Annotated in this window: 9 protein-coding genes; 7 read left to right on the top strand and 2 right to left on the bottom strand. The window is 65.6% G+C overall.

Annotation, left to right across the window (positions count from 1 at the left end; all coding sequences use genetic code 11):
* Positions 1 to 271: 271 nt before the first annotated feature.
* From ACZ9AQ_RS13535 to ACZ9AQ_RS13525, 3 genes are all read left to right on the top strand, one after another.
* Entirely contained in the window at positions 272 to 1,993 is a 1,722-nt protein-coding gene (locus tag ACZ9AQ_RS13535) for a methyl-accepting chemotaxis protein (protein ID WP_429203796.1), read from the top strand.
* 198 nt (positions 1,994 to 2,191) lie between these two features.
* Positions 2,192 to 3,568: an MFS transporter gene (locus tag ACZ9AQ_RS13530; protein ID WP_429203795.1), complete on the top strand. Its 1,377-nt coding sequence runs from the start codon at positions 2,192 to 2,194 to the stop codon at positions 3,566 to 3,568.
* 20 nt (positions 3,569 to 3,588) lie between these two features.
* Positions 3,589 to 5,934: a GH36-type glycosyl hydrolase domain-containing protein gene (locus ACZ9AQ_RS13525; RefSeq protein ID WP_429203794.1), complete on the top strand. Its 2,346-nt coding sequence runs from the start codon at positions 3,589 to 3,591 to the stop codon at positions 5,932 to 5,934.
* 133 nt (positions 5,935 to 6,067) lie between these two features.
* On the opposite strand, the gene ACZ9AQ_RS13520 is transcribed toward ACZ9AQ_RS13525, so the two are convergent.
* Positions 6,068 to 7,849, bottom strand: a complete 1,782-nt coding sequence (locus tag ACZ9AQ_RS13520; RefSeq protein WP_429203793.1) for a glycoside hydrolase family 16 protein — start codon at positions 7,847 to 7,849, stop codon at positions 6,068 to 6,070.
* 241 nt (positions 7,850 to 8,090) lie between these two features.
* Positions 8,091 to 8,609, bottom strand: a complete 519-nt coding sequence (locus ACZ9AQ_RS13515; RefSeq protein WP_429203792.1) for a gluconokinase — start codon at positions 8,607 to 8,609, stop codon at positions 8,091 to 8,093.
* Between the two features lie 302 nt (positions 8,610 to 8,911).
* Between ACZ9AQ_RS13515 and ACZ9AQ_RS13510 the strand changes: the two genes are divergently transcribed.
* The 4 genes from ACZ9AQ_RS13510 to cynS are packed head-to-tail and all read left to right on the top strand — an operon-like array spanning position 8,912 to position 12,580.
* Positions 8,912 to 10,306, top strand: a complete 1,395-nt coding sequence (locus tag ACZ9AQ_RS13510) for a CmpA/NrtA family ABC transporter substrate-binding protein (RefSeq protein WP_429203791.1) — start codon at positions 8,912 to 8,914, stop codon at positions 10,304 to 10,306.
* 14 nt (positions 10,307 to 10,320) lie between these two features.
* A complete protein-coding gene (ntrB, locus tag ACZ9AQ_RS13505) occupies positions 10,321 to 11,196 on the top strand; it encodes a nitrate ABC transporter permease (RefSeq protein ID WP_429203790.1) in 876 nt (291 codons plus the stop codon).
* Complete coding sequence (locus tag ACZ9AQ_RS13500) at positions 11,186 to 12,091, top strand: ABC transporter ATP-binding protein (protein ID WP_429203789.1); 906 nt, start codon at positions 11,186 to 11,188, stop codon at positions 12,089 to 12,091. Before ntrB ends, ACZ9AQ_RS13500 begins: the two co-directional genes overlap by 11 nt.
* A gap of 39 nt (positions 12,092 to 12,130) precedes the next feature.
* Positions 12,131 to 12,580, top strand: a complete 450-nt coding sequence (gene cynS, locus ACZ9AQ_RS13495) for a cyanase (protein ID WP_123068334.1) — start codon at positions 12,131 to 12,133, stop codon at positions 12,578 to 12,580.
* The last annotated feature ends 5 nt before the right edge of the window (positions 12,581 to 12,585 follow it).

Genomic DNA, 12,585 nt, shown 5'->3' with positions numbered 1-12,585 from the left:
ACGGCACACGCGGGAAATGGAAATTATACCTTAATCCTGCAAATACTTCTTCATATCAATACAGCAATATCTCGGGAGACACTGTCGTCGGACGTTCACAAAACCACTAATCTGAGTGCTTTTTTGTTTCGGTTGGGCAATAATCTTTACCGGTCGGACGAGACAATATTTTCCCGACAATATTCGTAAAGACAGTTCTGGTGTCATCAGCATACATGCCGCAACGATGCCCCCGCTCCAGCGCACCTCCCCTACTTCAACTACACAATACATGGGCAATTTCATCAAACTCAACATCGGTACGCGCCTGGCCGCGGGCTTCGCCCTGACACTCCTGATGACCGTCATCATCGCCACCGTCGGCGTCTGGCGCCTGAACCAGGTCGCCCAGGAGACGTCGTCGATTCTGGCAGAACCGCTGGCGAAGGAGCGCATGATCTCCGAGTGGTATACCCAGATCTTTGCCGCCGTGCGCCGCACCGCCGCCATCGTCAAGAGCAGCGACCCATCGCTGACCGAATTCTTCAAGGAAGACGCGGCCGCCACCGGCAAGCTGTCGGCTGATTTGGTCAAGCAGATCGAACCCTTGATCAGCGGCGACGACGAAACCGCCCTGTTCAAGTCGGTGATGGAACACCGCGCCGCCTACAGCAAGGCGCGCGACGGCGCGGTCAAGGCCAAGGCCGAGGGCAACGTCGAACTGGCGGATCAGATCCTGACCCAGCAATTCAACCCGACCGCCAAGGCCTATCAGGAACGCGTGAAGGAACTGGTCGACCTGCAGCACAAGCGCATCGCCACCAGCGCCGAGCTGATCGCCAGCACTGCGGCCCGCGGCAACGTCGTGATCGGTTCGCTGGCCGCCGGCGCCCTGCTGCTGGGCGGCGTGTTCGCCTGGCTGCTGACCCGCTCGATCACCCGTCCGCTGCGCCAGGCCGTGCACGCTGCCGAGCAGGTGGCGGCCGGCGACCTGACGGTGGACATCGACAGCAAGGCCCATGACGAAACCGGCGCCCTGCTGCGCGCCCTGGGCCATATGAATACCAGTCTGTCGAAGATCGTGGACGAAGTGCGCAGCGGCACCCAGACCATCAGTGGCGCCTCGAGCGAAATCGCGGCCGGCAGCTTCGACCTGTCCAGCCGCACCGAGCAGCAAGCCGCGGCGCTGGAAGAAACCGCCGCCTCGATGGAAGAACTGACCGGCACCGTGCGCCAGAACGCGGACAACGCGCGCCAGGCCAACCAGCTGGCGATCACCGCCTCGAGCGTCGCCACCCAGGCCGGCCAGGCGGTCGACCAGGTAGTCGCCACCATGGGTTCGATCAACGATTCGTCGCGCAAGATCGTCGACATCATTTCGGTCATCGACGGCATCGCCTTCCAGACCAATATCCTGGCGCTGAATGCGGCCGTCGAAGCGGCGCGCGCCGGCGAACAGGGCCGCGGCTTCGCAGTGGTCGCGTCGGAAGTGCGCACGCTGGCGCAACGCTCGGCCGCCGCCGCCAAGGAAATCAAGCAGCTGATCGGCGACTCGGTCGAGAAGGTCGACACCGGCACCAAGCTGGTCGACCACACCGGCGCGACGATGCGCGAAGTGGTCGACTCGATCCGGCGCGTGACCGACATCATGGGCGAGATTTCGTCGGCCAGCCAAGAACAGATCACCGGCATCGACCAGGTCAACCAGGCCATGGTGCAGATGGACAATGCGACCCAGCAGAACGCGGCGCTGGTCGAGGAAGCCACCGCCGCCACCGCGGCCCTGCAGGAACAGGCGCAGCGCCTGGCGCAGGTGGTCGATGTGTTCAAGCTCGATGCGCGCCATGTGACCCCGGCGGCGCCGGTGACGCCGGTGAAGCGTCCGCCGGCGCGTCCGGCGCTGGCCAAGCCGGCGCCGAAAGCGGCGGCCAAGCCCGCCCCCCTGGCCAAGCCAGCAGCCGCCAAGCCTGCGGCCACAGCCAAGGTCAGCGAGACGGAATGGGAAGAGTTCTGATCGTCCCGCACCGCTAGTCAACAAGCCGCCGTCCCTTGTCTGGCACGGCGGCTTTTTCATTTGGTGCGCACCCTTTCCATCAACCTTTGCATCGCGCTACTCGCGACGTCGTGATTCTGTTTGACATGCCGTTCACTCGACGGCATACTTGCCGGAGATGTTAGCGCTCACATAACACACAAAAATCTGGAGACGACCATGTTCAAGCGCGGGCCCGAGACACCTGCAGCAGCGAACGCCCCCCTCGGCTGGCGCGAAAAGCTCAGCTATGGCGTAGCCGATATGGGCTTCAATTTTTATTGGGCCAATATCGCGACCTTCCTGCTGATCTTCTATACCGACACCTTCGGCATCTCGGCGGCGCAGGCCGCCACGCTGCTCGCCTCGATCAAGCTGATCAACGCCTTCACCGACCCGCTGATCGGCGCCGCCGCGGACCGCACCAGCACGCGCTTCGGCAAGTTCCGCCCCTACCTGGTCTGGATGTCGATCCCGCTCGGCGCCGCCGCCGTGCTGACCTACACCACGCCCGACCTCGACGCCGACGGCAAGCTGCTGTGGGCCTACGCCAGCTACCTGGCGATGATGGTGTTCTACACCTGCGTCAACATCCCCTACAACGCGCTGTCCGGCGTGATGTCGGCCGACCCGCAGGAGCGCTCGACCATCAACGGCCTGCGCTTCATCTTCGCCTTCGCCGGTTCCACCCTGGTGACGGCCGCCACGCCGTCCATGGTGGCGTGGCTCGGCGGCGGCGACGATGAACGCGGCTGGCAGCTGACCATGGTGGCCTGGAGCGTCGCCGCCGCACTGATGTTCCTGATCACCTTCGCGGGCACGCGCGAGCGGATCGCGCCGCCGCCCGGCCAGAAGAGCGACGTGCTGCGCGACATCCGCGACCTGGCCGCCAACCGTCCCTGGGTCGTGCTGTTCGTGCTGGCCCTGGTGATCATGGTGACCATCACCCTGCGCACCACCACCTCGGCCTATTACTTCAAGTACGTGGTCGAACGTCCCGAGCTGATGGCCAGCTTCGTGCCGACCTATATGATCTTCGCCGCCATCGGCGCCGCCTGCACGCCGCTCATGACCCGCTTCGTCGACAAGAAGCTGCTCATGATCGTCCTGATGAGCGCGACCGCGGTATTCTCCGCCGCCTTCTTCCTGATCCCCAGCGACCGCATCGACCTGATGTTCGCGCTGCAGGCGGCCACCGGCTTCGTGCTCGGCCCCAAGTCGCCGCTGGCGTTCTCGATGTACGCCGACACTGCCGACTACAACGAATGGACCACCGGCCGCCGCGCCACCGCCATGACCTTCGCCGCCGCCACCTTCTCGCAAAAGCTCGGCACCGCGGTCGCGGTGAGCGTGATCGGCGCCGTGTTCACCGCCCTCGGCTACGTGCCCAACGCCGCGCAGACGACCGGCTCGCAGGCCGGCATCGTGTGGCTGATGTCGTTCGTGCCGGCCGCGTTCGCCCTGCTGGCGGTGCTGGTCATGTGCTTCTATCATCTCGACGCCAGGCTGCTGGCGCGCATCCAGCTCGATCTGGCGGCGCGCAAGGCGGCGCCATGAACACCCAGGAGATCCGATCCATGCTGCACCCGCAAGACGACCGTTATGTGCTGACCAGCCCCACCGCGATGCCGCAGGCCGGCGGCTTCCTGTGGAACCGCCGGATGATGATCCAGTCGACCTGCCGCGGCTATGCCACCGCGCAGTTCATGCAACCGGAGCCGAGCAAGTATTCGCACGCGCCGAACATGCAGGCCAAGTCCTTCATGCAGCCCGAGCAGCATTATTACGCCCACCATCCGGGGCGCTTCTTCTATGTGAAGGACGAAGACACGGGCGAGCTGTTCTCGGCGCCCTACGAGCCGGTGCGCGCCAGCACCGACCGGTTCGAATTCTCGGTCGGCCGCCACGACCTGCGCTGGACCGTCGAGAAGTTCGGCATCCGCATCGAACTCGTGCTCGGCCTGCCGGTGGACGACGTCGCCGAGCTGTGGTCGATGGCGGTGACGAACCTGTCGGACCGCCCGCGCCGCATCAGCGTCTACCCCTATTTCACGATCGGCTACATGTCGTGGATGAACCAATCAAGCGAGTACCGCCACGACCTGGGAGGCATTGTGGCTTCCAGCGTCACGCCCTACCAGAAGCTGGAAGACTATTTCAAGAACCGCCTGTTCAAGGACCGCACGGTGCTGCTGTGCGAGCAGCCGCCGGACGCCTGGGAGACGGGCCAGATCGCCTTCGAGGGCGAAGGCGGCCTGCATGCGCCGTCGGCGCTGGCGGGCGAACGCCTGGGCTGCGGCGACGCGCGCTACGAGACGCCGGCCGCCGTGGTCCAGTACCGGCTGGCGCTGGCACCAAGCGAAGCCACGACGCGGCGCTTCCTGTTCGGCCCTGCGTTCGACGATGCCGAGATCGTGTGCCTGCGCGAACAATACCTGAGCGAACAGGGCTTCGCCGCCGCCGCGCGCGACTACGCAGCCTACATCGCCGAAGGAGAAGGCGTGCTCCGGATCGCGACCCCGGACCGCGAGCTCGACAACTTCGTCAACACCTGGCTCGCGCGCCAGGTCTACTACCACGGCGACGTCAACCGCCTCTCCACCGACCCGCAGACCCGCAACTACCTGCAGGACAATATGGGCATGGCCTTCGTCAAGCCGGCGGCGGCGCGCGCCGCCTTCCTGCATGCGCTCTCCCAGCAGGAGGCCAATGGCGCGATGCCGGACGGGATCCTGCTGTTCGACGGCGCGGAACTGAAGTACATCAACCAGATCCCGCACACCGACCACTGCGTGTGGCTGCCGGTCTGCCTGCGCGCCTACCTCGACGAGACGGGCGACGACGCCATTCTCGATGAGCCGGTCGCCACCCACGACGGCGAAGTGAAAACCGCGTTCGAGCGCATCTCGCTGGCGATGGACTGGCTGTTGCAGCGGCGCGATGCGCGCGGCCTGTCTTACATCGAGCAGGGCGACTGGTGCGATCCGATGAACATGGTCGGCTACAAGGGCCGCGGCGTCTCGGGCTGGCTGACGGTGGCGGCGGCTTACGCGCTGAACCTGTGGGCCGACGTGTGCGCGGCGCGCGGCGACGCCGCTTCGCTGACGCGCTACCGCGCCGGCGCCGAAGCGATGAACGGCGCCGCCGGGGAACATCTGTGGGACGGCGCCTGGTTCGCGCGCGGCATCACCGACGACGACGTCAAGTTCGGCGTCGCCAGCGATACCGAGGGCCGCATCTACCTGAACCCGCAGAGCTGGGCCTTTCTTTCGGGCGCCGCCAGCGTCGAGCAGCGCGCACTGATGCTGGAGGCGATCGACGAAGAGTTGCGCACGCCCTACGGCGTGCAGATGTTCGCGCCGCCCTACAGCGGCATGCGCGAGGACGTCGGCCGCGTCACGCAGAAGCATCCCGGCTCGGCCGAGAACGGCGCCGTGTACAACCACGCCTCGGTGTTCTACGTCTACAGCCTGTACACGATCGGTGAAGCCGACCGCGCCTTCGACGCGCTGCGCAAGATGATCCCCGGCCCCGGCCTGGACGACTACCTGCAGCGCGGCCAGCTGCCGGTGTTCATCCCCAATTACTACCGCGGCGCCTACAAGGAATATCCGCGCACCGCCGGGCGCTCGAGCCAGCTGTTCAACACCGGCACCGTGGCCTGGGTCTACCGCTGCCTGATCGAGGGCCTGTGCGGCCTGAAGGGAGACCTGAAGGGCTTGACGGTGGCGCCGCAACTGCCGTCCGGCTGGGACGGCATGACGGTGAGCCGGCGCTTCCGCGACGCGACCTTCGAGGTCGACATCAAGCGTGGCGCGGTTGACCGGGTCGAGGTGACGTGCGATGGCGCCGCTATGCCCGCGGCCCGCATCGACAGTATCGAAGCGGGCCGCACGTATCGTCTGGACGTGATCGTACCGTAGGGTTGGCGGCTCGTAATCTGGTCCACTGGACCAGATTACCCGACGCGGTGATGGTTGGCGGCGAGATCATCCGGTACGAAACCGGGACCGATAACGATCACCGCGTCGGCGGCATAGCCGCCGACCCTACGCGTTATTGCATCGTATGCGCCTGCTGCTGCGTATCCACCGCGAAGTTACGCTGCGCGTCCCAGTAGGTGAACCAGTAACGCACCACGTCGCCGATCTTCAGGCCACCTGCGGTATACGTGTTGACGCCGTTCGCGAGCTGCATCCGCACGTTCTGTTGCGCCCCGTTGTTGACGGTGTAGTGCACGTCGGCCCAGCCGCCGGTGGTGGTGCGGAACTGCAGCATCGTCGACGAGATCTGGCTGACCGAGGTCGGGCCGCTCGGCTCCGGTTGCGGCGTGGCGCCGCCGCTGCCCGACTCCCACACGATGTCGTCGATCGCGAACTGGAAGCTCGACGATGGCAGCGCGCCGTCGATGCTCGAGATCATGAAGATGTCGTGGATCGACTGCGCCGCGACCAGCGGTCCGAGCAGGGTCGAGACGGGAATCGAGGCCTGCGCCCACTGGCCGTTGCGCGTCAATCCGTAGGCGGTGGTATTGGCCGGGAAGTTGACCCAGTTCTGGTTGGTGTAGGTGTCGCCGATGCCGATCCTGAAGCCCACGTTGGCCGGAATCCGGATGCGGAATTTCACGGTGCCGTTGGCGCGGTAGTTGCTCAGGTTGCGCGCCTGGCGCGCCTGGATGCCGCCGCCGAACCACTGGCCCGGCGCCGTATAGTTCCAGGCGATGACGTTGCTGCCCTCGAACGGCGCGGTGTTGCCGGCGCCGGTGGAGGCGGCGTTCCACAGGAAGATGTCGGAGCTCGTCCCCGCCACCAGCCTGTTGTTGACCGCCGTGGTGTCGGTGAACACGCCGAACTTGCCGGCCACTTCGGGCACGGTCTGGTCGCCCAGCTTCACCTGGCCCTTGCCGTCCATCTGGTAGACGCGCACGTAGTCGACGTACATGGTGGCCGGCAGCGGCGCGGTGACCTGGCCCGGGTTGGCGGCGTCGGTGAAGTTGCCGCCCACGGCCATGTTCAGCAGCAGGTAGAACGGCGCCTGCAGCGCACTCGAATTGACCGGCAGCGGCGCGTTGTACATATTGTGCTCGACGCCGTTGTCGACCGTCGTGAAGCGCATCTGGCTCTCGTCCCAATAGAAGCGGTAGGTGACGAAGCGGTTCGCGAGCGAGTTCTGGGGCACGTACCAGTTCTTGGTCTGCCATGCGGTCGAGGCGGCGCAGCTCTCGTTGCCGGGCACGCAGGCGGCCTGCTGCCAGGTGATCACGTTCGAGCCGACGAAGTGGTTCGACGACGGCGCCCCGCCGTGCGCCCGCTCGGATGCCTTGTGGCCCATCTCCATGATGTCGATCTCGCCGTTGCGCGGCCAGGTCTGCGGGCTCACGCCCAGCAGCCACGCGGCCGGCCACAAGCCGGTGCCGAGGTTCGGCGTGGCCATGCGCACCTCGATCATCCCGTACTGCACCTGCACCTTGTTCTTGGTGTCGAGCCGGGCCGAGGTGAAGACATTGTTGCCGACCGTCTGGCTGCGCGCCTGGATCGCCAGCGCACGCGTGCCCGATTCGAACGGCACGTTGACGATGCTGGCGTTGTTGGGGCTGTAGTACTCGAGCTCGGCGTTGCCGTAGCCGCACAGGCCGATCTGGCAGCCGTTACCGTCCTGCAAGTTCCACACGCCGGTGTTCACGCTGCTGCCGTTGAACTCCTCCGACCACAGCAGCTGGCCGATGACCGGGTTGGTGACGCTGGCCGCCGCCTGCGCCCCGCACGCCAGCAGGATGCCTGCGGCCAGCGCGTGGAAAGGTTTCCATCTCGAACGATGATTCTGGTTCTGGTTGTTCACGTCGACTCCTCTTGTTCTCAGTACAAGAATATGCGGCCGTGCCGGGATGGCGCGCCGCGCCCCGCCAACTTTGCCGTTGGTCTCGAATGTGCGGATTCGTGCGGAATACGGGATTTGGAAACCTTTCCACAACCGGAACGAAAAATATAGTCCGATTCCCGGAAGGCGTCAAACAGATGTGAACGGTTCGCGTGCGATTATCCCGCCAGCATATGCATGCGGCAGGGCGGAGGGCGCCGCATCAACGGCCGACGCTGGCGAGGATCTGCGCGACCAACCGTTCCGGGGTGTCGCGAATGTCGAGGGTGATGCCGGCTTCGTCCGGCTGCAGGGGTTCGAGCGTGCTCAGCTGGCTGTCGAGCAGCGACGGCGGCATGTAGTGCCCGGGGCGGTTGCTGACGCGCTCGAGCAGCAGGGCGCGCTCGCCGGCCAGGTGCGCGAAACGCACGTCGCCGCCGGCGCTGCGCAGCAGGTCGCGATAAGCGCGCTTGAGCGAGGAACACGACAGCACCACCCCGCCCTCGCGTGCGGCGAGCTGGTCGCGCAAGGTCAGGAGCCAGTCGTGGCGATCGTCGTCGGTCAGCGCGGCCCCGGCGGTCATCTTGGCGATATTGGCCGGCGAATGAAAGGCGTCGCCTTCGATGAAGGGCACGCCCAGCGCCAGCGCCAGCTGCGCGCCGATGCTGCTCTTGCCGCAGCCGCTCACGCCCATGACCACCCAGGCCGTTCCCTTGTCGTCGTCTCGCGCTTGTCTCGTCATGTTCTCTATGTTAACGCTAACACCCATGCGGCGATTGTAGCGTCTGCGCAGGAAGGATGTAAAGCGCTCATGCACCATGGTTGGGCAGATGCGCGGCGCCGGTGCCGGCTCGCGGCAATCGCACGCTCCAGCCGCGCCGCAGCCGGCCGCCGAAAATGACGGAATTCGCCTTTGAAATGAACGGCTTACCCCTGCACGACGCCAGATGGCACAGGTCTTGCTGATGACATTGCTCAAGCATGGGCATGCCCGCCTCGCCAATTCGTTTTTTGCGTCATCACCACTACCAGGGGTCTTCGCCAATGAAAGATGAGAATCTGTACCGTCCTTATTCGACCGAGTCTTCCTTGACCGGCTGCGCCTGCGGCAGGCATGGTTCCCAGGACGAGCACGATCGCGAGGCGCAAGCCGCCCGGCTGCGCCGCGCAGGCGACGCCGAAGCCTTGTCGGGCGACTTCGTCGAAGCGGCCGCGGTGCGCGCGCTGTTTCCGCATGAAGCGACGCGCCGCAACCTGATCAAGGCGGTGGGCGCGCCGACGCTGATGGCGGCGATCGGTTCGCTGCTGCCGCTGGCCAGCCTGCAGGCCAATGCGATGGAAAAATCAGGCGCGCTCGAAAAGAAGAACCTGAAGATCGGCTTCATCCCGATCAACTGCGCCACTCCCTTGATCATGGCCGACCCGATGGGCATGTACAAGGCGCAGGGTCTGAACGTCACCCTCAGCAAGACCGCCGGCTGGGCGCTGGTGCGCGACCAGATGATCAACCGCGAGCTCGACGCCTCGCACTTCCTGGCGCCGATGCCGCTCGCGATGTCGATCGGCCAGGGCGGCACGCCGCAGCCGATGCGCGTCGCCACCATCCAGAACATCAACGGCCAGGCGATCACGCTCGGCCTCAAGCACAAGAACAACCGCGACCCGCGCAACTGGAAGGGCTTCAAGTTCGCGATTCCGTTCGAGTACTCGGTCCACAACTTCCTGCTGCGCTACTACCTGGCCGAGCATGGACTGGACCCGGACCGCGACGTCCAGCTGCGCGTGACGCCGCCGCCCGAGATGGTCGCCAACCTGCGCGCCGGGAACATCGACGGCTTCCTCGGCCCCGATCCGTTCAACCAGCGCGCCGTGTTCGACCAGATCGGCTTCATCCACATCCTCACCAAGGACATCTGGAATGGCCACCCTTGCTGCGCCTTCGGCGCCTCGAAAGCCTTCATCGACCAGAACCCGAACACCTTCGCCGCGCTGTACCGCGCCATCCTGAACGCCACCGCGATGGCGCACAAGGCCGAGAACCGGGCCGAGATCGCCAAGGCCATCAGCAAACCGGCCTACCTGAACCAGCCTGAGACCGTGGTGCTGCAGGCGCTTTCCGGCCGCTTCGCCGATGGCCTGGGCAAGGTGCGCAACGAGCCGGACCGCGCCGACTTCGACGCCCTGCCCTGGTATTCGATGGCGACCTGGATGCTGACGCAAATGCGGCGCTGGGGCTACCTGAAGGGTGACGTCAACTACAAGGCGCTGGCCGAACAGGTGTTCCTGCTCACCGATGCGCGCAAGCAGATGGCGGCCCTGGGCATGCCGGCGCCGGCCGCCGCCGCGAGCGGCTACCGCCCGTTCACGATCATGGGCAAGACCTACGATCCGGCCAAGCCGCAGGCCTATCTGGACAGCTTCGCGATCAAGCGCGCCTGAGACGGGACGAAACAATGCACAAGCAACTCAAGTTCAAGGCGGCGCTGCTGTCGCTGGCGCTGCTGCTGGTCTTGCTCGGCGTCTGGCACATCGCCACCGCGCCGCGCGCCGCGGCGCCGGCCGTGGCGATGAGCGCCGAGGAAGCCGAGTACGCGGCCCTGATGGGACAGGCGCCAACCGCCGCCGCGGATCCGGCGCCCGCCGCGGGCAGCGGCTTTCCCACGCCGTCGCAGTTCGCGCGGATAGCGGCCGGCCACCTGGGCGAACCGTTCTACGATCGCGGCCCGAACGACCGCGGCGTCGGCATCCAGCTCGGGCATTCGCTGGTGCGCGTCGCCCTGGGCTATCTGCTGGCGATGCTGGTGGCGATCCCGCTGGGCTTCGTGATCGGCATGTCGCCGCTGCTGTACCGCGCGATCGATCCGTTCATCCAGGTCTTGAAGCCGATCTCGCCGCTGGCCTGGATGCCGATCGCCCTCTACACGATCAAGGATTCGTCGATCTCGGGCATCTTCGTGATCTTCATCTGCTCGATCTGGCCCATGCTGATCAACACCGCCTTCGGCGTGGCCGGCGTGCGCAAGGACTGGCTCAACGTCGCGCGCACGCTCGAAGTGTCGCCGCTGCGCAAGGCCTTCCTGGTGATCCTGCCGGCGGCGGCGCCGACCATCATCACCGGCATGCGCATCTCGATGGGCATCGCCTGGCTGGTGATCGTCGCCGCCGAAATGCTGATCGGCGGGAACGGCATCGGCTACTTCCTGTGGAACGAATGGAACAACCTGTCGCTGGCGAACGTGCTCTTCGCCGTGCTCATGATCGGCATCGTGGGCATGGCGCTGGACCTGATGTTCGCCGCGCTGCAAAAGAAAGTGACCTATGCCGAATGATCGTTTCGTCCAGGTCGATGGCCTGGCCAAGACCTACCGCGCCGGCCAGCCGCCGGTATTCGAGGGGGTGAGTTTCGCGATCGAGCGCGGAGAGTTCATCTGCATCATCGGCCACTCGGGCTGCGGCAAGAGCACCATCCTGAACGTGCTGGCCGGACTCGAAGCGGCCAGCGCCGGCACCGTGATCATGGACGGCCGCGAGGTGACCGGCCCGGGGCTCGATCGCGGCGTGGTGTTCCAGAACCACGCCCTGCTGCCGTGGCTGAGCGTGGAAGACAATATCGGCTTCGCCGTGCGTTCGCGCCACCCTGACTGGTCGCGCGACAAGGTGCGAGAGCACGGCGCGCGCTTCATCGAGATGGTTGGCCTGAGCGGAGCGGCGCGCAAGAAGCCGTCCGAGCTCTCCGGCGGCATGAAGCAGCGGGTTGGCATCGCGCGCGCCTTCGCTGTCGAGCCCAAGATGCTGCTGCTGGACGAACCGTTCGGCGCGCTCGACGCGCTCACCCGCGGCACGATCCAGGACGAGCTGCTGGGCATCTGCGCGGCCACGCACCAGACGGTGTTCATGATCACCCACGACGTCGACGAGGCGATCCTGCTGGCCGACCGCATTTTCTTGATGAGCAACGGGCCCCAGGCGCGGATCGCCGAGATCGTCGTCAACACGCTGCCGGCCGAGCGCAGCCGCGCCACGATCCACCGCGATCCCCAGTTCTACAAGATCCGCAACCACCTGGTCGACTTCCTGGTGCGCCGCTCGAAGATGCTGCAGCAGTCCGGCGCCGACGGCGCCGAGCCGCAGACGACGCGCATCGTGCGTCCCGGCCTGGAAGACGCAGCAGCGCCGGCCGCGCCCACCGCACCCGACCATTACCCCGCCCGGGCTTCGGCCTGAGCATCCACCTTTACCACTACCACATCGATGGAGCCCACTATGATTTCATGCCGTGAAGACGTCACCAAAATGATCCTGTCCGCCAAGGTCCGCAAGGGCATCAAATGGCGCGACGTGACCGAGGCCACCGGCCTGTCGAAGGAATGGACCACCGCCGCCTGCCTGGGCCAGATGACGCTGACCAAGCCCCAGGCCGAGGCGGTCGGCAAGATCTTCGAGCTGTCCGACGAAGCCATCGCCTGGCTGCAGATCGTGCCCTACAAGGGTTCGCTGCCCACCGCCGTGCCGACCGATCCGCTGATCTACCGCTGGTACGAACTGGTGAACGTGTACGGCACCACGATCAAGGAACTGATCCACGAAGAATTCGGCGACGGCATCATGAGCGCCATCGATTTTTCGATGGACATCCAGCGCACCGAAGACCCGAAGGGCGACCGCGTCAATGTTGTCTTGTCGGGTAAGTTCCTGCCTTACAAGAGTTACTAAAAACG

Source organism: Massilia sp. UYP34 (assembly GCF_056279385.1).
The sequence above is the reverse complement of the archived record's forward strand: the minus strand, read 5'-3'. Positions and strand labels throughout refer to the sequence as shown.